We start from the raw sequence: 22,331 nt of genomic DNA, 5'->3' as shown, positions 1-22,331 counted from the left end.
TTCAGCCGAGTCCCGCGTCGGTAAGCAGCCCCGACAGTCCGTGTTCACGGCAGCGCGCGACGACCGCGGGCGCCAGGGAGTTGGCCTCGTCGATTTTCCCCGTCGCCCTGAGTGTTTCGACCAGCAGCAGCTGCGCACCTAATGCCGCCCAGGGCCGTTGCGCCCCGTCGATTCCGGCCAGCAGCTCGGCGGCACGCCGGCATGCCTGCTCCTGATCGTCTGCCGAGTCGCTCGCCGACAACAGGCGAATGCCGGAGTCCTCGTCGAGTTCGGCGATGATCGTGGCGATTCCGTCGCATCGGGGAGGCCGACGAATGGTGCGGGTCGCGCGCAACCGGACCGCGACCTCTTGCGGGATCGCGATACCCAGCCGGATTCGCTCGTTGTTGACGGCCGCCGCCAGCCGCGGCAGCCGCAGCCGCTCTGCTGCCGCCATGCCATCGGTGAGGCGATCGATCGCGGCATCGCGGTCCCCTTGCTTTGCCTTGACTCTGGCACCCGTCACGTATCTGGCGATCATGATGTCGACTCCGGCACCCTCGGACTCCAGCTGGTAGCCCTCGTCCACCAGACGGGTGGCCTCGGCTAAGTCGCCGGTCTGGCAGAGCAATTCGCCGAGAAGGGCGCTGGCGAGCCGCGCCGCGTAGGAGTGCGGTCCCGCCGTCGCGCCCAGCTCGTAGGCTTCCCGGAAATTCTTCAGGGCGCCGGGAATGTCGAGCGTGTACCTGGCAGCGATCCCGCCGAAGCAATGTGCGTACACGCCGGCGAAGGGGCCCATCATCTCCTGGTAGGGCTCCGCCCACGCGAGCAACCGATTCGCGGCGTCGAACTCGAAACGGTGGACTGCGGCGAACGCCGCCAGGCTTCCCGCCACGCCGCCCACCCGCGGATGGAAGCTGTCCGGCCGCGCCAGTGCCTCGGCAACCAGATGATCGATGGCGTCCACCCGGTCAGCGAAGACCTCGCCGACTGCGCGCAGCACGTCGGCCTCGACCCGCAGGTCTGCCCGCGTCACGTCGCTGAGGTCTGCGCGATCCAGTGCCGTCTCGAATGACTTGAGCGCCGCGGCGGCGGGCGCCAATCGTTGCAGCAGAACGTTCGTCCACGCCAGGGTCAACTGCAGCCGCGCTCTCGAAACCACCATTCGCGGCGGCAGTTTCTTGACGATTTCCAGCAGCGTCGTCATCTTCGATTGCTCGAGCAGGTTGGTCTCGTCCTGCTCGACCAGGTCGACCGCCCGCGCGGCGTCGCCCGAGGCCAGTGCGTGGTCGACGGCTTCGTTGAGGTGGTCGTGTTCGGCGAACCAGTCCGCAGCCACGCGATGGAGTTGGTATACCCGGTCGGGGTGATCACGTTCGAGCCGGTGGCGCAGGAATTCGGCGAACAGGTGGTGGTAGCGAAACCAGTTCGGGTCCTTGTCGATTCGCTGCAGGAACAGGCCGCGCTGCTCGACGTCCTCCAGCATTGCCTGCCCGCGCGGCACCGCGGCCAGCGCGGACGCCAGCCCTCCACAGGTGCGCTCGGTGATCGATGTCGCGAGCAAGAACTCGAGCAACTCTGGTTCCAGGCTGTCCAGCACGTTCTCGGCAAGGAAATCGCCGATCATCTCGCTCGCACCGGACATCCGGCTCACCAGGCTGGCGGCGTCGGCGCCGCCGCGCAGCGACAACGCCGCCAATTGCAGCGCGGCGACCCATCCGTCGGTCGAGGTGGTCAGCGCCCGCACGTCACCATCCGGCAGCAGCAGGCCATCGACATCATTGAGCAGCGATCGCGCCTCGTCGAAGTCGAAACGCAATGCCTCACAGTCAATTTCGACGAGTTCGTCGCGTATCCGCAATTTACTCACCGGCAGTCCGGCACGTGACCAACTGGTCACGACGGCTTGCAGATGATGGCAGCCGCGCTCGAGCAGAAAACCGAGCGCGCCGATGGTCTGGGTATCCGACACCCGGTGCCAGTCGTCGATGACCACCACCAGCCGGTCGTCATTCTGGTGTATCTCGTCGATGAGCGCGGTCAGCACATATCGGGCGGCGTCGTCGCCGTGCTCGTCGAGCACCTGTCCCAGCGACGCGGCAAGCGCCGGGCGAACCTGCCGGATCGACTCGAGCAGGTGCGCCAGAAACCACACCACGTTGTTGTCGTCGTCGTCAATGGTCAGCCATCCGACCCCGACCGGGGCCCGCGAAAGCTCCTCGCGCCACTGGGCCGCCAGCGTGCTCTTGCCGAAACCGGAGGGCGCGTGGATGAGGACCAGCCGCCGCAGTCCACCCGCCCGCACCACGTCGAGCAGCCGGTTACGGACAACCAGCGATCGGGTCGGAACCGGCGGTCGGTACTTCGTCGTCGGCGTCGGCGGTGTCGGCGTGGCTCCGGTGTCCCGCCGCACCGCCGAGGGGGCCACCGGCGACGTCCGGCGCTCCACACCCAGGTCGACGGGCAGGGCCATCTCGTCGACGGCGACGCCGCTGATGCGCTGGACCTCGCGCAGCTCGTTGCCGAACGCCGCCGCACCCGGCGGGCGCGCCGCGGGATCGCGCGCCATCGCCCGTTCGATGACCGCGGCCACATCGGCCGGAAGCCCGTGCTCCCGCAGATCCGGTACCGGCTGCGACGTGATGCGCAGGAACTGAGCGACGACCTTCTCACCGCTGCGGCGCTCGAATGCGGCGTGCCCCGTCAGCGCGCAAAAAAGAGTAGCGCCAAGGGAATACAGATCCGATGCCGGCGTGGGCGCCTTGCCTTCGAGCACTTCGGGCGCGGTGAACGCCGGCGAGCCGGTGATGATCCCGGTGGCGGTCTGGAAGCCGCCGGACATCCTGGCGATGCCGAAATCGGTCAGCTCCGGCTCGCCGTACTCGGTCAGCAGGATGTTCGCCGGCTTGACGTCACGGTGCAGGATGCCGGCACGATGGGCGGCCTCGAGCGCACCCGCTAGCTTCACGCCCATGCGCAGCGTCTCGACCCAATCCAGCGGCCCGTGCCTGCGAATCAGCGATTCCAGCGAATTCTTGGCATGGTAGGGCATGACGATGAACGGCCGGCCGCTCACCGTGCTGCCGACCTGCAGGATGGTCACGATGTTCGGGTGGCCCGACAGCTTGCCCATTGCATGCTGCTCACGCAGGAAGCGCTCGAGGTTCTCCGGGTCCAGGTCGGTGGTCAGCACCTTGACCGCGACCGTGCGGTCCAGCAGCGGCTGAGCGCAGCGGTATACGACGCCGAAACCTCCGCACCCGATCTCGGCGACTTCATCGAATCCCGCCTCGCGCAGTTCCGCGGGGATGTCGGGAACCAGACCCCGCTGCGTCGGGTGCGAATCGACGTCGACCATCGCCGGTCACTATCCTCCCCAGGGAGGCTGTTGAGCTCCGCTGACACTGACACCCTAGCGCCGATTGCGGTGAGCGAAAACGGGATGGGAGCCAACGCAAGAAACCCGCTGCGGTGCCCGCCACCCGCTCGATACGGCAATCCGTGCGCCATTATCTGCCGGGGTCAGGACCGACCGGCTCGCCCGAGTGCTGCCGCCTCGTGGCAACCGCTCCTCGTACGGCTGCCCGAAGTTGAGGCAACCGCCCCACGCGACCGCATCGGCTGCGGACCGATGATCAGGGCAGCGTGGCCGGCGTGGCCGTAACCACTGCATGAGAGGTGCGCGGTGAACACGATCTCGACGATGAGGACCGGCCATCATCGACTGGCGGACGGATCCTTGCTCAGGGTGGACATCGAGTTGGGCCGCTGGGTGGGCAGTCTCTACACACCCGACATGCAGGTCGTGAGACGAATTATTGCCACTGACCTAGAGGTTCACGCGTGGGCCATTCGGACGATAGAGCAATAGGCGACCCGCGACGCGCCCGCCGACGATGACCACGTCGTAGTGGTTGACGACATCAGTTGGGTTGGTGACGATGTCGCGAGCGTAACTGAATTCCACGCCGCTGAGCGATCGACGCGATGCCGGCGGTCAGGCAGCCGCCGAGCGCAACCAGTACGTATTCGACGGGGGCGGCGCCGTTGTCATGGCCTCCGATGGAGTCGGATGTTGGGAAGCCCCGCCTTGCCGGGAGAGGCCGGGCGGCGCCTACAGTGTGCCGTCCAACTGTCCAAGCCGGTCCGTCAGGCGCAGGTTCTCGGAGTAGTCGACGGGGCAGGAGATCAGCGAGACGCCGTCGTCCTGGAGCGCGGCTTTCAGCGTCGGCAGCAACTCCTCGGCGCTGGTGATGCGATACCCCTTGGCACCAAAGCTTTTCGCGTAGCTCACCACATCGGGATTGCCGAACTTGACGTAATAGTGTTCGCCGAGTTCGAGGTCCATCTTCCACTCGATGAGCCCGTATCCGCCGTCTTCCCAGATCAGCACCACCAGCGGTATCCGCTCCCGGACAGCGGTCTCGATTTCCTGCGAGTTCATCAGGAACGCGCCGTCGCCGACGACGGCCAGCACCCTGGCCTCCGGCCGGGCCAGCTTGACGCCAATGACGCCTGGTAGGGCAAACCCCATGGTGGACAAGCCATTTGATATCAGACAGGTGTTGCGCTGGTACGTCGGATACAGCCGAGCCATCCACATCTTGGTAGCCCCGGTGTCGACCAGTACGACGTCGTTACGCCCAAGCGCCGCCCGGGTGTCGGCCACCACCCGTTGCGGCGCCAGCGGAAACCGCGAATCCTGTTGTCCCCGGGCGAATTCCTCTTCGAGTAAGCCGGATCCGGGCACGTCGGTGCCGCAGTCGAAGCGGTGGCCGGACAACACGTCCGTCAACGCATCCAGGGACGCACTGATGTCGCCGATGATCCCCACGTCGACCGGATAGTGCGCGTCGACCTCGGCCGGGAAGCGGTGGATATGAATGATCTTCTTGTCGCCGCCCGGATTGATCTGGACTGGATCGAACTCCTGCAGCTCGTAACCGACGGCGATCACGACGTCGGCGTCGTCGAACCCGAAGTTGACGTAGTCGTGCCGCATGAACCCCATCGTGCCGATGCTGTTGGGGTGGTCGTCGGGCATCACGCCCTTGCCGTGGAACGTGTTGGCCACCGGCACGCCGAGTGCGTCGGAGAAGCGGACCAGCGCGGCGGTCGCGTCGCCACGGGCGGCGCCATGTCCGGCCAGCACGACGGGCCGGCGCGCCGCGCGCAGGATCTCGACGGCGCGTGCCACCTGACCTGCTGCCGGCGCTTCGGCGCGCACCACATTGCGCGGCAGCGGGGCCAGGTCGTAATAGTCGGCTGCGTCGGCATCCAGATGCTCGGGCACCGCCAGGTACACCGCCGCCGGGCGTTCGGTCTCGGCGACCTTGAACGCCTTGCGGAACATCTCCGGTATGGCGCGCGCGGTGGGGACGCCGGCGGCCCAGCGGGTGATCGGGGCGAACATCGACACCAGGTCGACGTACTGGTGCGACTCCTTGAACTCCCGGTCCTGACCAACCTGCGCGGAGATCGCGACCATCGGGGTGCTGTTGGTGGTCGCGTCCGCGACCCCGAGCTGCATGTTGATCGCGCCCGGCCCCAGCGTCGTCGACACCACCGCGGCGCGGCCCGTGACCCGGCCGTACATCTCGGCCATGAACGCCGCCGCCTGTTCGTGCCGGGTGAGCACATAGCGGATGTCCGATGCGGCCAACGCCTGTACGAAGCGGATGTTCTCCTCGCCCGGTATCCCGAAGACGACGGAAACCCCCTCGCTTTCCAGGCACTTCACCATGAGCTGGGCGGCGGTAGTCACACTGGCCACGATAGTGGCAGGCTGGGCGGGGAACCTTCCGCTAGACCACCAGCAGAGGATGTCACCGTGCCCATCGCCACCATCAACCCCGCCACCGGAGAGACCGTAAAGACCTTCACACCGGCGACCCGCGAAGAAGTCGACGCCGCGATCGCGCGCGCCGATGAGCGGTTCGCCGACTACCGCCATACCAGCTACGCGCAACGCGCCCAGTGGGCCAACGCCACCGCCGACCTGCTCGAGGCCGAGGCCGACGAGACCGCGGCGGTGATGACGCTCGAGATGGGCAAGACGCTGACCTCGGCGAGGGCCGAGGTGCTCAAGTGCGCCAAGGGATTTCGCTACTACGCCGAGAACACCGAAGCGTTGCTCGCCGACGAGCCGGCCGACGCGGCGAAGGTCGGGGCCGCCAAGGCCTACACCCGCTATCAACCGCTGGGGGTGGTGCTGGCCGTAATGCCCTGGAACTTCCCGCTGTGGCAGGCGGTTCGGTTCGCCGCGCCCGCCCTCATGGCGGGCAACGTGGGTTTGCTGAAGCACGCGTCGAACGTGCCGCAGTGCGCGTTGTATCTCGCCGACGTCATCGCCCGCGGCGGGTTCCCCGACGGTTGCTTCCAGACGTTGCTGGTCCCGTCCAGCGCGGTGGAAGACATCCTGCGGGATCCGCGGGTGGCCGCGGCCACGTTGACCGGCAGCGAACCGGCCGGCCAGTCGGTGGGCGCCATCGCCGGCCACGAGATCAAACCCACCGTGCTAGAGCTCGGCGGCAGCGACCCGTTCATTGTGATGCCCTCCGCCGACCTCGACAAGGCGGTGCAGACGGCCGTCACGGCCCGGGTGCAGAACAACGGCCAATCCTGCATCGCCGCAAAGCGGTTCATCGCGCACGCCGACATCTACGACGCCTTCGTCGACAAGTTCGTCGAGCGGATGGCTGCGCTGCGGGTCGGTGACCCGACCGACCCGGAGACCGACGTGGGTCCGCTGGCCACCGAGTCGGGCCGCGACGAGATCGCCAAACAGGTCGACGACGCCGCGGCGGCCGGCGCGGTGATCCGCTGCGGCGGTAAGGCCCCGGACCGGCCGGGCTGGTTCTACCCCCCGACGGTGATCACCGACATCACCAAGGACATGGCGCTCTACACCGAGGAGGTCTTCGGGCCCGTCGCCTCGGTGTACCGGGCTGCCGACATCGACGAAGCGATCGAGATCGCCAACGCCACGACCTTCGGGCTGGGGTCCAACGCCTGGACCCGCGACGAGGCCGAGCAACAGCGCTTCGTCGACGAGATCGAGGCCGGGCAGGTCTTCATCAACGGCATGACGGTGTCCTACCCGGAATTGCCGTTCGGCGGCATCAAGCGGTCCGGCTACGGTCGGGAACTTTCCGGACACGGGATCCGCGAGTTCTGCAACGCCAAAGCCGTCTGGGTCGGCTGACCTGCCGCTGGCGAGCAGCCGCAGAATCGCATCGGCACCGCGATATTTGTGCGATTCTGCGTCTGCTGGCGGGGCCTCGAGGGTCTGGGACCATCCGGGGCCTAGGCCGAGGCCGCAGCCAGGGCCCGCTGATCCTCCTCGGCGAAGGTGTCCTCGAGTTGCACCGGCGTGTAGTCGAGGTCGATTTCGCCGACCGGGCGGCCGCGAGCGCTGCTGATCGTCCCGAAGCGCCGCATACCCTTGTCGCTGGAATACGTCATGAACTCCTCCACCGACAGGTCGAAGGGCATCGGATCCCCATAGAGGGCGAAGCCGTCCTGGGTGAGTTGCAGGGCCAGCGGGATCAGCTCGTTCATCCGCTCTTCGAACACCGTCCAGTTGGCGTCGTTCGCGGCGACATGGCGCCGGCAGGTGAAGGTCCCCCACGCCATGTGGCGGCGCTCGTCGTCGCTGATGTGCCGTACCAACCGCTGCATCCCGGGAAGAATGCCGCGCTCCACACAGATCTTGTGCCACGCGTAGTAACCGGTGAGCGCGAGCATGCCCTCGACGATGTGGTTGTAGGTCACCGATGCCCGGACCTGGGCGGCCGGCGACGGATCAGTGGTCAACGCGCTGAGGCATTCCGGCAGCTCGTCGTAGAACATCTGCCGGTAGGACGGCAGGTCGTCGAGATAGCCATGCAGGTCCCCGGTTACGCCGACGGAGTCCAGCCACATGCGGAACACCTGGGTGTGCTTGGCCTCCTCGAACGCGAACTGGGTCAGATACATCTCGTCAGCGAGTCGCCCCTCAGCCCGCATGGCGGCCATGAACGGCTGAATGTCCTCGGTCACGGCTTCCTCACCGGCGACGAACTGGGCGCACAGCCGGATGGCATAGTCGCGTTCGGTGTCGGTCAGCCGATCCCAGTCCTCGCGCTCGCGGGAGAAGTCGATGTCGGCCGGATCCCAGAATTTGGCGTTGCCGCCGGCGAACAACTTCAACGGCAGGCTGTTCCAGTTGAGACCGCCGGCAGCCAGCGAGCCTGAGCGTGTCCGTGTCATGTGACCTCCTGAGGTTCGGTGACGAGTCTCGGGGAGAAGGCCGCCGCCAGGACCGCGACCAGCCTGCGCACGGCCAGCGCCGGCTGCTCGGGCGTGGGTTCGTCGAGCCCCAGCACGGGGTCCAGACCGCGCATGTAGGGCGCCAGCGCCAAGTGCGGAAAGAGCAGCAGCAGCAGGGACAACAACACGTCGATGTCGGCATCGGCGCGCAAGTGACCACGGTTTTGCGCATCGCGCACCAACGGCCGCAGCACTTCCAGGTAATGACGATGAATGACGCTCCGCACGCTGATGCGGGCGTCGGTGTCGACCTCCAGCGTCGCCGCGGCATGAAGGGCACGTTCGCGCGGGTGCTCGGCGTAGTAGGCGACCCAGCCGTCGAGCAGGTCGGTGAGAAATTCGAAGAACGGCCGGCTGGGATCGAGCTCGCGGATGAGGTTCTCCATGTAGGAGCGCACCCGCTGGCTGCCGATGTCGGCGATGTAGGCGTAGAGGTCGCGCTTGTCCGCGAAGTACTGGAACAGGCTGCCCTTGGCGACCCGCGCGCGCCGGGCGATGACGTTCAGGCTGCCGTTGGAAAAACCGTGCGCCCCGAACTCGGCCTCGGCGGCTTCCACGATGGCCGCCCGGCGAGCCGGGTCGACGCGCGCCCATGTCACCGTCGGCATACGCCTCCTCGCATCGATGACCACTGGTCATTCTAGTGTGAGGTGCGTCATAGTCAAGCGCGCCCAGCTCGGCTCGGCTCAGCACGACCAGCCGCAGCCACCGGCCAACAGCGTCGGAGAGCTACCGGCCACGCCTCAGCGGGATCTGCGGGCGCGCCCGGACCGCAGCGATGCGTCCGCCTGTCAGGGCCGCATCTCGTACGCGCCGTTGAGCGGCAGCACGTGTTCCTTCCAGATCCGGTCGTAACGCGCCGGGTCATGGACAGGACGGCGGATCATCCGCATGGCGAACCGCGCCTGCTCGTCCGTGGTGGCCGACTTGTCGTGGAGCTCAACTGCGTAGCTGTTGAAGTCGCGCACCAGCAAGCCGAAGATCTCATCGATCAGCGCCTCGTCCACACCCGACAGCGGCGCCTCCTCCAGGATGAGCTGGGCGTAGGGCACCGTCGCAAAGAGCTGTCCCACTCCGAACGCGAAGTCGATGTCCTTTTGCTGGGCGGCATCCGGGGTGGCCGACGCCAGCATCTCGGCGAGCACGTCGACCTGCTCGCGCAGCAGCGCGACGTTGGGCAGGTGGGCGTAGCTGTCGAAGGAAGCGCGCCAATTGTGGAAGCGCACCTTGCCCAGGCCGCCGGTGGGCCCCTGGTTGAACAGGAAGGTGTCGTCGGCCGCGTCGTCTCGGCGCGAGATCAGCGGTAGCGCGGCATCGGGGGCGAACAGGTAGTTGGGCATGAACTTGCCGAGCAGCCCGATGTTGATGTGGACGGTGCCCTCCAGCCGCGGCAGCAGCCCGATCTCGCGGGCCACGGTCTCGAAGAAGGTGTCCTTCTCCACGCCCTTGGCCGCGATGACGTCCCACAAGGCGATGATGACGCGCTCACCCTCGCTGGTGACCTTGGCCTTGGTCAACGGGCTGTACAGCAGGTAGCGACGGTCGTCCGCCGACGCGCTGCGCATGTAGTCGCTGGCCCGGGTGGCCACCAGGCGCATCGCGACCAGGCGCGCGTAGGCGTCGGTCAGCAGCCGGCGCACGTGACTGAAGTCGGTGACGACGGTCCCATACAGGTGCCGGTTAGCGGCGTGGGTGATCGCCTCATACATGGCGTGGGTGCACATGCCGACGGCACCCCAGCCCAGGTTGTACTTGCAGACGTTGACCGTGTTGAGCGCGGCGTGGAAGGCGCCCATGCCGCGGTGCAGCAGGTCGGCCTCGGTGACCGGGTAGTCGTGCAATGCGTAGTTCGCCACGTAGTTCTGCGAATTGACCACGTTCTTCTTCAGCTCATACCGGTCATGCTGGGAGTCGGCGGCGAAGAAGACGTACTCCGGGTTGCCGGACGAGTCGTCGATCTTGCCGAAGGTGGAGACCATCCGGGCGACGTTGGCGTTGCCGATGTAGTACTTCTCGCCGTTGGCGACCCAGCCGTGTTCTGACGGCGTCAGGATCATGTCGGTCTGGTAGACGTCGGCGCCGTGGGCCTGCTCCGACAGCCCGAAAGCAAACACCTCGCCCTGTTCGAGCTGGGCGGCGGCCTTACGCTTGGCGTCCTCGTTGTCGCTCATCCAGATCGGGCCCAGGCCCAGGGCGGTGACCTGGAACGGGTACCAGTAGCTCAGCCCGTAGAAGCCGATGATCTCGGCGAACTCGCTGATCCGGTAGGTGTCCCAGCGGCAGTCGTCGGCGCCGTATTCGGACGGGGTCAGCAGCGAAGCGAAGATCCGTTCCCGCCCGATGTGGTCGAGAAAGTCCGAGTACCACACCCGCTCGTGGTCGTCGTGCTTGAGGCGTGCCTTTCCCCGGGACTCGAAGAAGTCCACGGTGGCCTGCATGATCTCCGCCGAACGCTGGTCGGGATATTTGCGTTGCAGGCGGTTGGGATTGAGCAGCATGAGGGTGGCTCCCGGGCGATTCGATGTGTTCGGAAATGGACGCGGGTAGACCGTACTGCAATACCGCCGTCGTTGTTATCGGTGCCGACAAATCGGCACTGTCGGCTGACCGGCGTTGCGACTTAGCATCAGCTACGTGTCAGAACTCAATACCGCCCGCGGGCCGATCGATACCGCCGATCTCGGCGTCACGCTCATGCACGAGCACGTATTCATCATGACCACCGAAGTCGTGCAGAACTATCCCGACGCCTGGGGAGACGAGGACAAGCGGGTGGCAGATGCGGTCGCCCGGCTCAACGAGTTGAAATCCCGGGGCGTGGACACCATCGTCGACCTGACGGTGATCGGTCTGGGGCGCTATATCCCGCGCATTGCCCGGGTTGCCGCGCAGACCGAGCTGAACATCGTCGTCGCCACCGGCTTGTACACCTACAACGACGTGCCGTTCTGTTTCCACTATCTCGGGCCGGGCACGCAGCTCGACGGCCCGGAGACGATGACCGACCTGTTCGTGCGCGACATCGAGCAGGGCATCGCCGACACCGGTATCAAGGCCGGCATTCTCAAGTGCGCCACCGACGAACCGGGCATCACCCCCGGGGTCGAGCGGGTGTTGCGCGCCGTCGCACAGGCGCACAAGCGCACCGGGGTGCCGATTTCCACCCACACCCATGCCGGATTGCGCCGCGGGCTGGAGCAGCAGCGCATCTTCGAAGAGGAGGGCGTCGACCTCAGCCGGGTGGTCATCGGGCACTCGGGCGACAGCACCGACGTCGGCTACCTCGAAGAACTCATCGCAGCGGGCTCCTACCTCGGGATGGACCGGTTCGGCCTCGACGTCATCCTGCCCTTCGAGGACCGGGTGAACATCGTGGCGCAGATGTGCGAGCGGGGCCACGCCGACAAGATGGTGCTCTCCCACGACGCCAACTGCTACTTCGATGCGCTGCCCGAGGCGCTGCTGCCGGTCGCCGCCCCGAACTGGAATTACCTGCACATCCACAACGACGTGATCCCCGCCTTGAAGCAGCGCGGTGTCACCGACGAGCAGCTGCACACCATGCTTGTGGACAACCCACGCCGGATTTTCGAGCGGCAGGGCGCTTACGAGTAGCCCTACGGCGCGATCGCGTCCGCTTCCCGGTCGACGTCCTGCGGCTCGATGTGCTTGGCGCTTTTCTCCCACCGGCGCAACGCTTCCCGGCAGGGCGACTCGACCAGGGCGTAACTCACCGCGGCGATGGCGAAACCGAAGATCAGCGTCAGCGCCAGCACCGCCGGCAGGTGGCCGGTGAACGGGAAGACGCCGAGCACCGGGAACACCATGTCCAGGGCGGCCAGATGCCAGATGAACAAGCCGTAGGACCACCGCCCCAGCGTGACCATGGCGGTACTGCCGAGCAGCCGGTGCGGTGTCGTCGGCCGGTCCAGCACCAGGGGCGCGACCAACGCCCACGCCACCAGCGCGCCCATCGCGGTCTTCACCGCGAACTGGGTCGGGCTGCCCAGGACCAAACCCGCCGGACCGGCCAGCGGTGACGCCGCGACCAGGTAGGCGAGCACCGCCACCACGGCCATGAATACCCGGCGGCGCGCCAGCCGGTGCGGCCACCCGATCGGGCTGTGCGCCCACTCGGCCAGCAGCATTCCCGCGGCAAACCACGAGAAGAACGCCGGCGGCCAGTTCAGCGGGTTGAGCCCGGAATCGGTGTGCACGGGTATCCACGCCCAGGCCCAACTGCTCACCCCGAGTGCGCCGATCGCCGGCACCCGCGCGCCGACGGGAATGCGGCGGGCCAGCAAGGCGAGCACGGGCAGCGCCAGGTAGAAGGTGACCTCGACGGACAAGCTCCACATCTGGGTCAGGCCGCCGGTCAAGGTGAGCGGGACATAGATCTGGGTCAGCGTCAGGTTGGCCAGCCACACAGTCGGGCTGGCGTGATCGGCGTCGGGCAGCAGGGACAGGATCACGACCACTGCCACCACGTATGCCGGCATGATACGGACCGCCCGCGATCGCAGATAGTGACCCGTACGTGGGCGTGGTCCGGCATCTCGTGCCGCCGCCGCGTGCCCGCGCCACAGCAGGAATCCCGACAGCGCGAAAAACACCGCCACGGCCAGATCGAACCGGCCGAACAGCCGGCCGGCGACACCACTCGAATGCCCGGTCTGGAATGCGGCATGGGTGACGACCACGCCCATCGCCGCGCATGCGCGCATACCCTCGACGGCGGGCAGGAAGCTGCGCGTCCCGCCCACCCGCTGGCTATCGGTCACCATCACAGTGTGCCCGTGTGCCGAGGCGCGAACGGGGTACACCGGCGAAGTGGGACAGGTAGGCAGCCCGGGGCAATGCGTTCTGCTGTTAGGGTCAAACGGGTTTTGCCTCGCTGCATGGTCAGGTCGGAGCGATCGCAACTGACGAGTCCATGGTCTGAGAAGGAGGTCACGGCAACGTGAACCGAGCAGTCATGTTGCGGATGGCCGCATTAGGGACGATCGGGCTCGGAGCCGCTCTGCTGATGGCCGCGCTGCTGCTGTCCACCTACACGAGTAGCAGGATCGCCAAGATTCCGCTGGATATCGATGCCACGCTGATCAGGCAGGGCACCGGATCGGCGCTCGACTCGGCATCTTTGTCCGGTGACCACGTCGTGGTCAACCAGAACGTGCCACTGGTGTCCCAACAGCAGGTCACCGTCGAATCGCCGGCCAACGCCGATGTGGTCACCCTGCAGGTCGGCACCTCGGTGCGGCGTACCGACAAGCAGAAGGACACCGGTCTGCTGCTGGCGATCGTCGACACCGTCACCCTCAACCGCAAGACGGCGATGGCCGTCTCCGACGACACCCACACCGGCGGCGCGGTCCAGAAGCCCCGCGGTCTCAACGACGAAAGCCCGCCGACCGCCATCCCGCTGCGCCACGAAGGGCTGGCCTACCGCTTCCCGTTTCACACCGAGAAGAAGTCCTACCCCTATTTCGATCCGATCGCGCAGAAGGCGTTCGACGCCAATTACGACAGCCAAGAGGACGTCAACGGCTTAACCACCTACCGCTTCACGCAGAACGTGGGCTATGGCTCCGACGGGAAGTTGGTCGCGCCGATCAAGTACCCGTCGCTGTACGCCGGCGACGAGGACGGCAAGATCACCACAACCGCAGCGATGTGGGGTGTTCCCGGCGAACCGGGCGAGCAGATCACGATGAACCGCTACTACGCCGCGCAGCGAACCTTCTGGGTGGACCCGGTGACCGGCACCATCGTCAAGGAAACCGAACGCGCCTACCACTACTACGCCCGCGAGGCGATGAAGCCCGAGGTGACGCTGGCCGACTACAAGGTCACGTCCACCGAAGAGACCGTCGAATCCCAGGTCAACACCGCACGCGACGAGCGCGACCGGCTGGCGCTGTGGTCGCGGGTGTTGCCGATCACCTTCACTGCCGTCGGCTTGATCGCGCTGGTCGGTGGTGGCCTGCTCGCGTCCTTCAGCCTGCGCACCGAAAGCGCCCTGACCGAGCCCGGCCTCGACCGCGACGACACCGACTACTTCCGGCGCGCCGGGCTGGCGGAACCTGTGCCCGGAGCCGAGGCCGAGACCGAGAAACTGCCTACCCAGCGTCCCGAATTGCCAGCCGACCCGGCCACCCCCACGGCGGAGTCGCCCCCGCCCCCGTCGGCCTCGACCGAGCCGCCACCGGAATCCGGACCGCCTGAGCCTCCCCCCGCGGAACGGACTTAACGCGCCGACGTGCGCTGGTTGCGACCGGGCTATGCGTTGGCTCTGGCGCTACTGGTGCTGCTGCCGCTCCTGCGACCCGGATATCTGCTATTGCGTGACGCGGTGTCCACCCCACGGTCATACCTATCCGCTGGCGCCCTCGGGCTGACGGCAGCGCCTCGGGCAACGCCGCAGGATTTCGCGGTGGCGCTGGCGTCGCATCTGGTCGACGGCGGGATCGTGGTGAAGGCATTACTGGTGCTGGGCCTGTGGTTCGCGGGCTGGGGCGCGGCCCGACTGGTGTCGGTGGTGCTGCCGGCGGCGGGAGCAGCTGGCCAGTTCGTCGCGATCACCCTCGCGGTGTGGAATCCCTATGTCGCTGAACGCCTTTTGCAGGGGCATTGGAGCCTGTTGCTCGGCTACGGCTGCCTGCCGTGGGTTGCCACGGCGATGCTGGGGTTGCGCTTGGGCGGGTCCGGCTTTTTTGCCCTGGCGTTTTGGATCGCGCTGGCCGGACTGACCCCGACCGGGCTGCTGCTCGCCGCTACGGTTGCCCTGACCTGCGTGGCCGCTCCCGGTGACGGCCGGCCCCGTTGGCTTTGCGCCGCAACGGGATTGGGCTTTGCGGTGGTTGGCGCGCTGCCCTGGCTGACGGCATCGGCCCTGGGGTCGTTAACCAGCCAAACCGCGGCGAACGGGCTGGGCGTCAGCGCGTTCGCGCCGCGTGCCGAAACCGGCCTGGGCACGCTCGCCAGCCTGGCCAGTCTCGGCGGAGTTTGGAATGGTGATGCCGTACCCGATTCGCGCACAACGCTTTTCGCGGTGGCCTCGGCCGCGGTGCTGCTCGCCGTGGTAGCGGTCGGACTTCCCGCGGCGCTGCGTCGGGCGACAGCAGTGCCGCTGTTGGTGCTGGCGGCGGTATCGGTGCTGGTGCCGGCGGGATTGGCCACCGGCCCGGGGCTGCATGTGCTGACCGCGGTGGTTGACGCGGTACCCGGGCTGGGTGTGCTGCGGGACGGGCAGAAGTGGGTGGCGCTGGCGGTGCCGGGTTACACGGTGTGCGGCGCTGGGGCGGTGGTGACGCTGGCACGTTGGTGGCGGCCTGCCGTGGCGGGGTTGGTCTGCTGTGTGGCCCTCGTCTTGGCGTTGCCGGACCTGGCGTGGGGCGTGTGGGGCAGGGTCACACCCGTGCACTACCCGTCGGGGTGGGCGGCCGTCGCGGCGGCGATCAACCGTGAGCCGGCGGATGTCGCGGTGCTGCCCGCCGGCACCATGCGGCGCTTTTCCTGGTCGGGGCCCGCGCCGGTACTCGATCCGTTGCCCCGCTGGGTTCGCGCCGATGTGCTGACGACGGGTGATCTGGTCATTTCCGGCGTGACGGTTCCCGGGGACGGCGTTCACGCCCGCGAGGTGCAGGAGTTGCTGCTGCGCGGGGCCGATCCGTCGGCGTTGGCGCGGGCGGGAGTCGGCTGGGTGGTCGTCGAATCGGACAGCGCCGGCGACATGGGTTCGGCTGCGCGCACGCTCGACCGGCTGACACCGACGTATCGTGACACCGAATTGGCTCTCTACCGGGTTGGCGGCCAAGCCGACGGCGTCGCTGTTGCGGGCCTCCGAGCGACGATGCTTGCGCATTGGGTATGGCTCTGCCTGCTGCTCGCGGGCGCGGCGGGCATGGCCGGCTGCTGGGTGCGGCGACACTTAACCAGAGGCTAACCAGAGGCGAAGAGAGGCCGCGGATCCCGACGGATTAGGTTTCGCGATTTACACCACGCCGCTGAGGCGGTCTTCCGCCAGCACCGTTTCGAGCACCGTGCGCATGGCTTCGGCGCTTTGTTGCCAAGAGAATTCGCCGCTACGCACTTGCGCCTTGGCGCCGAGTTGATCGCGCAGGATCGGATCGGAAAGCAGTTGTTCGAGCCGGTCCACCAGTTCGCGGTGGCTGTCCACAAGGATGCCGGTCACCCCGTCGATGATCGAGTCGGACAGACCGCCGGAGGATCGATACCCGATCGTGGGCACGCTGTGCTGGGCCGCCTCCACCACCGCCAGACCCCACCCCTCCTTGCGCGACGGCAACAGGTGTACCCAAGAGCTTTGCAACACATGGTGTTTGGTGAGGTCGTCGACGTGACCATGGAAAGTCACCGCGTCGGAAATGCCGAGCCGGTTCACGTGGTCGACGAGTCGCTGCCGCCACCAGCCGCCACCGACCACGTCGAGGTGCAGACCCGGTATCCCAGGGTTTCGTCGCCGTAGCTCCGCCACGGCGTCCAGCGCATCCTCGATCCGCTTGTGCGGTACCAGCCGCGACAGCACCACCACCCGCGGCGTGGCCGCGCGCGGAACGGACAACGTCTGCGCCGGCGCCTCGTCGAGTCCGTTGCGGACCACCGCGATCCGCCCGTTATCCACACCCAGGGCGACCAGATCACGCGCCGACGGCAACGACACAGTCACGTACTGGTTGTGCCGGTTGAGCCGCGGCGACAACTTCGATTCGACGAACCAGCCCAGCCGACCGAGCACCGGGCCGGCCACCGGCCACTGCTCGCGATGACAATGGTGGACCAGCACCACCGTGCGACGCCCATACAAGAGCCGGGCTAGAAACGGCAGACCGTTTTGGGTGTCGACCACCACGTCCGGCCGGACCCGGCGCAGCGGGCCCAACCGGAACCGCGCCAGTGCCATCGCCACCAGCGCCCACACGTACACCGAATAGCGGCCACCGGCGCGGCTGATCCGCACCCCGTCGATGACGTCGTGTCGTGGGGCCCCCGGATAGCGGGCGGTACGCAACGTGACCTTGATACCGGATGCGACCAGCTGCGCGCCGATGCGCTGCAAATAGGTTTCGCTGCCACCGCCCTGGGGATGCCCGGTATCGCGCCAGCACAGCAGCAACACCGAGCGCAGTCCAGACATCGTCGCCAGCCTAGCCTGGCGACGATGCGCGCCGCCGCGCGGCGTGAGAAGGAGCCAGGCGATCAGACCCCGCCTGGCGACGATGCGCGCCGCCGCGCGGCGTGAGAAGGAGCCAGGCGATCAGACCCCGCCTGGCGACGATGCGCGCCGCCGCGCGGCGTGAGAAGGAGCCAGGCGATCAGACCCCGCCTGGCGACGATGCGCGCCGCCGCGCGGCGCCGAGTGTGTACTGGCGGCGCTGAGTGTGCGCTGGCGGCGCCGAGTGTGTACCAGCGGCGCCGAGTGTGCGCTGGCGGCGCTGAGTGTGTACTGGCGGCTGAATCCAGGGCCTGTCGACCGCCCTGACTGCACGACCAAAGCCGTAGATGCACAGTCGATGGCGCATGAGACCCGTCCCAAGCTGATCGACATCGTGGGCGGCGCGAACCAGGCGCGGGAGGCGCGAAACGGGCGCGAACCAGGCGCGAACCAGGCGCGGGAGGCGCGAAACGGGCGCGAACCGGCCGCGAACCAGGCGCGCGAGCCGCGAACAGCCGCGAACGGCCGCGAACAGCCGCGAACAGCTGATGTGCGTAGGGTGTGGCCGGTGGCCGTCGCCTCCCATGTCACCGATGTCGTAGCGCGCCGGGCGACACTGACCCGTTCGCTGCGGTTGCTGTCACTGTTCCGCTATGAGCGGTCCGACCCGGCACGCTTCTACGACGCCCTGGCAGCCGACACCGCGACGATGGTCGGTGATCTTTGGCTGGCCGGCCACGGGGAGCCGCCGACCGGTCGCACACTACTCGACGTGGGCGGTGGTCCCGGATACTTCGCCTCGGCGTTCGCTGACGCCGGAGTCCGCTACATCGGCGTCGAACCGGACCCTGCCGAAATGCACGCCGCGGGCCCCGCAAACGCCGGCGCTCCGGGCGTTTTTGTGCGGGCCTCGGGCATGGCACTGCCATTCGCCGACGACTCGATGGACATCTGCCTGTCTTCCAATGTCGCCGAGCACGTGCCGCGGCCGTGGCAGCTCGGCGCCGAGATGTTGCGGGTGACCAGGCCGGGCGGGTTGGTCGTGCTCTCTTATACCGTCTGGCTCGGCCCGTTCGGCGGACACGAGATGGGTCTGACCCATTACCTCGGCGGTGCCCGCGCCGCCGCGCGCTATACCCGAAAACACGGCCACCCGGCGAAAAACAACTACGGGTCGTCGTTGTTTGCGGTCTCGGTGGCCGACGGTCTGAAGTGGGCCGCCAGCACCGGTGCCGCGATCGCCGCATTTCCCCGCTACCACCCGCGATGGGCGTGGTGGCTGACGACCGTGCCGCTGCTGCGGGAGTTCTTGGTGAGCAACCTGGTGCTGGTCCTACAGCCGCGATAATGGAACGTGTTCTCGTTTCGGGTCGGCTTGGGTAGGGTGGCGCCATGAGCGACAGCCACACGACCGAATACGACAAACTTTTCATCGGCGGCAAGTGGACGGAACCGTCGACCTCCGAAGTCATTGAAGTGCACTGCCCCGCCACCGGCGAGTACGTCGGCAAGGTTCCGCTGGCGGCCGGCGCCGATGTCGACGCCGCGGTTGCAGCGGCCCGGGCGGCATTCGACAACGGGCCGTGGCCGGCGACCCCGCCGAAGGAGCGGGCGGCGGTGCTGGCCGCCGCGGCCAAGCTGCTGGAAGAACGCAAAGGCCTATTTACCAAACTGCTCGCCGACGAGACCGGTCAGCCGCCGACGATCATCGAGACGATGCACTGGATGGGCTCGATGGGGGCGCTGAATTTCTTCGCCACTCAGGCCGTCGACCAGGTCAAGTGGCGGGAGATCCGCACCGGCTCCTACGGCCAGACCATCGTCCATCGTGAGCCCGTCGGTGTGGTGGGCGCGATCGTGGCGTGGAACGTGCCGCTGTTCCTGGCCATCAACAAGCTGGGCCCCGCGCTGCTCGCCGGCTGCACCGTGGTGCTCAAGCCGGCCGCCGAAACCCCTTTGACGGCTAACGCTTTGGCTGAGTTGCTGGCCGAGGCCGGCCTGCCCGAAGGGGTGCTGTCGGTGGTGCCCGGCGGTATCGAGACCGGCCAGGCGCTGACCTCCAACCCCGACGTCGATATGTTCACCTTCACCGGCAGCTCGGCCGTCGGCAAGGAGGTGGGCAAGCGCGCAGCCGAGCTGCTCAAGCCATGCACGCTGGAACTCGGCGGCAAATCGGCGGCCATCATGCTCGAAGACGTCGATCTGGCCAGCGCTGTCCCGATGATGGTGTTCTCCGGCGTGATGAACGCCGGGCAGGGCTGCGTGAACCAGACGCGCATTCTGGCGCCGCGCTCCCGGTATGACGAAATCGTGGACGCGGTAAGCACTTTCGTGCAGGCACTGCCGGTGGGGCCGCCGTCGAACCCGGCCGTACAAGTGGGGCCGCTGATCTCGGAGAAACAGCGCGCCCGAGTGGAGGGATACATCGCCAAGGGCATCGAGGAGGGCGCGCGGCTGGTGTGCGGCGGTGGCCGTCCCGAAGGCCTGGACAACGGATTCTTCGTGCAGCCAACAGTTTTCGCCGACGTCGACAACAAGATGACGATCGCCCAGGAGGAGATCTTCGGGCCGGTGCTGTCGATCATCCCCTACGACACCGAGGAGGATGCGATCAAGATCGCCAACGATTCGGTGTACGGGCTGGCCGGCAGCGTCTGGACCACCAATATCCCGCACGGTATCGAGGTCTCCGAGAAGATCCGCACCGGCACCTACGGAATCAACTGGTACGCCTTCGATCCCTGCTGCCCGTTCGGCGGCTACAAGAACTCCGGAATCGGGCGCGAGAACGGGCCGGAAGGTGTCGAGCACTTCACCCAGCAGAAGAGCGTGCTGATGCCGATGGGCTACACCGTCGAGTAACCAGGGCGAGCAGACGCAACCCGCCAAAATTCGTATGCTCGGCCAACTAGAGTCCCTGGAACCGGGCCTGCCGTCGTTCGATGAACGACTGGACGCCCTCGGCGGCGTCGGCGGTGGCGAATAAGGCTGCGACGTCGGGGCGCAGCCGCTCGATGGCCGCCGCCTCGCCCTGCCGGCGGGCAAGCTGCGCCGACGCCAGCGTGGCCCGCACCCCCAGCGGCGCGGCACGGTCGGCGATGGTGTGCGCGATCTCGCTGGCCCGGGCCAATGCCGCCGCAGCGTCGTCGGCCACCTCCTGGACCAGGCCGATCCGGTACGCCTCGGCCGCATCGAACTCGTCTCCGGTGAGCAGCCAGCGCATGGCGTTGCCCCACCCGGCCTCGCCCGGCAGCCGGATCGTCGCCCCGCCGAAGGGGTAGATCCCGCGCTGCACCTCGAGCTGGGTGAACCGGGTCCCGGCCGCGGCTATGCGAATGTCGGCGGCCAGCAGCAGTTCAATGCCCAACGTCATGCACCAGCCGTGCACGGCGGTGACCAGCGGTGTGGTCCAGTCGCCGTCCAACCGCCAGGGATCGCGTCCACCCTCGGGGAAAGCCAATTCCCCGCTCGCGATGCCAGGGCCGACGTCGACCAGATCGAGGCCGGCGGTGAAGTGGTCGCCGTGGGCGAACAACACCCCGGCCCGTAGCGAGTCATCGGATTCCAGCAGCCCGTACGCCCGGGACAGGTCGCCGAGCATCGCCCGGTCGAAGGCATTGCGTTTGTGCGGCCGGTTCAGGCCGATCAGCAGGACATGGCCGTCCCGCTCGAGGGACACGGTGGCGAGGTCTGGCAGGGAGGGCCGAGAAGCACGAGAAGCAGTGGTCATCGGCTCAGTGAACCTCACAAAAAGGCATTATGCAATAGAACATAATACGTCCGCCGAGATTTATCGTGGATCGGCGTCGGCTCTTCCCCGACAGTCGCAGACATATTATGCTTCGATACATAATCGTGGCCGGTGACCCGGTACATGAGGCAATACCTTCCACCGGGAGTAACCATGTGGATCATCGAGCTCAACATCGCCGGCTTCCGATTCACCCGCGAACTGCCCGATAGACGCCGACGAACGCTTCGGTTGAACCTTCGCCATCTGCACTGGCCGGTGCCGCGTCACGGCCACTCGCACGCCGCATGACACCGACCGGCACGGCCGCGAAGAAGCGCGGCGGCACGCGGGACAAAATGCTGGTCAGCGCCGCGCAGGTGCTGCGCGAACGTGGCGCGGCCGGCGTGACCATCGATTCGGTGCTCGCGCGCAGCGGCGCCCCACGCGGCTCGGTGTACCACCACTTTCCCGACGGACGAAATCAGATACTGAGCGAGGCACTTCGCTACGCCGGGGATTCGATCACCGCCGTGATCGAAAACGCTGCCGACCGGGGGGCCCGGGTGCTGCTGCGCGAGTTCGTCGATTATTGGCAACATCTGCTCACCGAGGGCGACTTCACCGCGGGCTGTCCCGTTGCCGCGGCCGCGCTGGGCTCGGCCGACGACGGACTCGAGCTGTCCACAGAGGCCGGCACGATCCTGAACGGCTGGTGTAGTGCATTGACTCGAGCGTTCATCACCGACGGTTTCGGCGAGTCGGACGCGGCGGCGCTGGCGGTGACGTCCGTGGCCGCGCTGGAGGGGGCCATCATGCTGTGCCGCTCGACGCATACCGCCGAGCCGCTGCGCACAGTTGGCGACCAGCTCCAATTTCTGGTTGCCTCAAGGGAATTCGTTCGTAGTAGCGGTTCTGCCGCCAATCACAACGGCTCGGGCGATTAACGGCGGCGCCCACAACCGCCCCGAAGCGGGCATGACCTGTTTGCTGGCACCTAACCGGCGATGGACTTCAGAGCCGCCCCCAATATCTCGGCGGCCCCCTGGGCAACGGCGGTAACGGGGGAACCGGGTCGATCGGCAAGCCCGGCGGCAACGGTGGCCGCGGCGGTCTGCCGTTCGGGGCGCCCGGCGC

At 67.3% G+C, this 22,331-nt stretch carries 15 protein-coding genes; 7 read left to right on the top strand and 8 right to left on the bottom strand.

Annotation, left to right across the window (positions count from 1 at the left end; all coding sequences use genetic code 11):
• Position 1: 1 nt before the first annotated feature.
• Complete coding sequence (locus MKAN_RS15945) at positions 2-3,337, bottom strand: serine/threonine-protein kinase (RefSeq protein ID WP_023369774.1); 3,336 nt, start codon at positions 3,335-3,337, stop codon at positions 2-4.
• Positions 3,338-4,093: 756 nt separating this feature from the next.
• A complete protein-coding gene (locus MKAN_RS15940; RefSeq protein WP_172836716.1) occupies positions 4,094-5,722 on the bottom strand; it encodes an acetolactate synthase large subunit in 1,629 nt (542 codons plus the stop codon).
• Between the two features lie 87 nt (positions 5,723-5,809).
• Here MKAN_RS15940 and MKAN_RS15935 point away from each other — a divergent pair, with 87 nt between their 5' ends.
• Positions 5,810-7,183, top strand: a complete 1,374-nt coding sequence (locus tag MKAN_RS15935) for an NADP-dependent succinic semialdehyde dehydrogenase (protein WP_023369768.1) — start codon at positions 5,810-5,812, stop codon at positions 7,181-7,183.
• A gap of 101 nt (positions 7,184-7,284) precedes the next feature.
• On the opposite strand, the gene MKAN_RS15930 is transcribed toward MKAN_RS15935, so the two are convergent.
• The 3 genes from MKAN_RS15930 to MKAN_RS15920 all read right to left on the bottom strand — a co-directional run bounded on the left by MKAN_RS15930 (position 7,285) and on the right by MKAN_RS15920 (position 10,787).
• On the bottom strand, positions 7,285-8,229 hold the full coding sequence (locus tag MKAN_RS15930) for a R2-like ligand-binding oxidase (protein WP_023369766.1): 945 nt from the start codon (positions 8,227-8,229) through the stop codon (positions 7,285-7,287).
• The gene (locus MKAN_RS15925; protein WP_023369764.1) at positions 8,226-8,897 is read right to left on the bottom strand and encodes a TetR/AcrR family transcriptional regulator; all 672 of its coding nucleotides are present in this window, start codon (positions 8,895-8,897) and stop codon (positions 8,226-8,228) included. Before MKAN_RS15925 ends, MKAN_RS15930 begins: the two co-directional genes overlap by 4 nt.
• 183 nt (positions 8,898-9,080) lie before the next feature.
• Positions 9,081-10,787: an acyl-CoA dehydrogenase family protein gene (locus tag MKAN_RS15920; protein ID WP_023369762.1), complete on the bottom strand. Its 1,707-nt coding sequence runs from the start codon at positions 10,785-10,787 to the stop codon at positions 9,081-9,083.
• Positions 10,788-10,923: 136 nt separating this feature from the next.
• Here MKAN_RS15920 and MKAN_RS15915 point away from each other — a divergent pair, with 136 nt between their 5' ends.
• The gene (locus tag MKAN_RS15915; RefSeq protein ID WP_023369760.1) at positions 10,924-11,904 is read left to right on the top strand and encodes a phosphotriesterase family protein; all 981 of its coding nucleotides are present in this window, start codon (positions 10,924-10,926) and stop codon (positions 11,902-11,904) included.
• Positions 11,905-11,906: 2 nt separating this feature from the next.
• Here MKAN_RS15915 and MKAN_RS15910 read toward each other — a convergent pair whose 3' ends face one another.
• Positions 11,907-13,073 (bottom strand): acyltransferase family protein, encoded by a 1,167-nt coding sequence (locus MKAN_RS15910; protein ID WP_023369758.1) that lies wholly within the window; start codon positions 13,071-13,073, stop codon positions 11,907-11,909.
• Positions 13,074-13,249: 176 nt separating this feature from the next.
• On the opposite strand from MKAN_RS15910, the gene pgfA reads away from it, so the two are divergent.
• On the top strand, positions 13,250-14,539 hold the full coding sequence (gene pgfA / locus MKAN_RS15905; RefSeq protein ID WP_023369756.1) for a cell envelope lipid trafficking protein PgfA: 1,290 nt from the start codon (positions 13,250-13,252) through the stop codon (positions 14,537-14,539).
• Between the two features lie 9 nt (positions 14,540-14,548).
• Complete coding sequence (locus MKAN_RS15900; protein ID WP_023369754.1) at positions 14,549-16,234, top strand: MmpA family trehalose lipid delivery protein; 1,686 nt, start codon at positions 14,549-14,551, stop codon at positions 16,232-16,234.
• Positions 16,235-16,282: 48 nt separating this feature from the next.
• Here the strand turns inward: MKAN_RS15900 and MKAN_RS15895 are convergent, their stop codons facing one another.
• Entirely contained in the window at positions 16,283-17,446 is a 1,164-nt protein-coding gene (locus MKAN_RS15895) for a glycosyltransferase family 4 protein (RefSeq protein ID WP_023369752.1), read from the bottom strand.
• Positions 17,447-18,032: 586 nt separating this feature from the next.
• On the opposite strand from MKAN_RS15895, the gene MKAN_RS15890 reads away from it, so the two are divergent.
• The gene (locus tag MKAN_RS15890; protein WP_036395900.1) at positions 18,033-18,812 is read left to right on the top strand and encodes a class I SAM-dependent methyltransferase; all 780 of its coding nucleotides are present in this window, start codon (positions 18,033-18,035) and stop codon (positions 18,810-18,812) included.
• A 44-nt stretch (positions 18,813-18,856) separates the two neighbouring features.
• Positions 18,857-20,326, top strand: coding sequence for an aldehyde dehydrogenase (locus MKAN_RS15885; protein ID WP_023369748.1), 1,470 nt, complete (start codon positions 18,857-18,859; stop codon positions 20,324-20,326).
• A 46-nt stretch (positions 20,327-20,372) separates the two neighbouring features.
• On the opposite strand, the gene MKAN_RS15880 is transcribed toward MKAN_RS15885, so the two are convergent.
• A complete protein-coding gene (locus MKAN_RS15880) occupies positions 20,373-21,194 on the bottom strand; it encodes a crotonase/enoyl-CoA hydratase family protein (protein WP_023369746.1) in 822 nt (273 codons plus the stop codon).
• 308 nt (positions 21,195-21,502) lie between these two features.
• Between MKAN_RS15880 and MKAN_RS15875 the strand changes: the two genes are divergently transcribed.
• Positions 21,503-22,141 carry a TetR/AcrR family transcriptional regulator gene (locus MKAN_RS15875; RefSeq protein WP_023369742.1) on the top strand — a complete coding sequence of 213 codons (639 nt, stop codon included), beginning with the start codon at positions 21,503-21,505 and terminating at the stop codon, positions 22,139-22,141.
• Positions 22,142-22,331: the final 190 nt, after the last annotated feature.

It is taken from the genome of Mycobacterium kansasii ATCC 12478, from assembly GCF_000157895.3.
Classification (GTDB): domain Bacteria; phylum Actinomycetota; class Actinomycetes; order Mycobacteriales; family Mycobacteriaceae; genus Mycobacterium; species Mycobacterium kansasii.
This window is presented reverse-complemented; position numbering and strand designations above follow the sequence as displayed.

What these genes read in the sequence shown, in the direction of transcription:
- MKAN_RS15945 (WP_023369774.1), bottom strand. Translation starts at nt 3,337, where the DNA reads ATGGTCGACGTCGATTCGCACCCGACGCAGCGGGGTCTGGTTCCCGAC.
- MKAN_RS15940 (WP_172836716.1), bottom strand. Translation starts at nt 5,722, where the DNA reads ATGGTGAAGTGCCTGGAAAGCGAGGGGGTTTCCGTCGTCTTCGGGATA.
- MKAN_RS15930 (WP_023369766.1), bottom strand. Translation starts at nt 8,229, where the DNA reads ATGACACGGACACGCTCAGGCTCGCTGGCTGCCGGCGGTCTCAACTGG.
- MKAN_RS15925 (WP_023369764.1), bottom strand. Translation starts at nt 8,897, where the DNA reads ATGCCGACGGTGACATGGGCGCGCGTCGACCCGGCTCGCCGGGCGGCC.
- MKAN_RS15920 (WP_023369762.1), bottom strand. Translation starts at nt 10,787, where the DNA reads ATGCTGCTCAATCCCAACCGCCTGCAACGCAAATATCCCGACCAGCGT.
- MKAN_RS15910 (WP_023369758.1), bottom strand. Translation starts at nt 13,073, where the DNA reads ATGGTGACCGATAGCCAGCGGGTGGGCGGGACGCGCAGCTTCCTGCCC.
- MKAN_RS15895 (WP_023369752.1), bottom strand. Translation starts at nt 17,446, where the DNA reads ATGTCTGGACTGCGCTCGGTGTTGCTGCTGTGCTGGCGCGATACCGGG.
- MKAN_RS15885 (WP_023369748.1), top strand. Translation starts at nt 18,857, where the DNA reads ATGAGCGACAGCCACACGACCGAATACGACAAACTTTTCATCGGCGGC.
- MKAN_RS15880 (WP_023369746.1), bottom strand. Translation starts at nt 21,194, where the DNA reads ATGACCACTGCTTCTCGTGCTTCTCGGCCCTCCCTGCCAGACCTCGCC.
- MKAN_RS15875 (WP_023369742.1), top strand. Translation starts at nt 21,503, where the DNA reads ATGACACCGACCGGCACGGCCGCGAAGAAGCGCGGCGGCACGCGGGAC.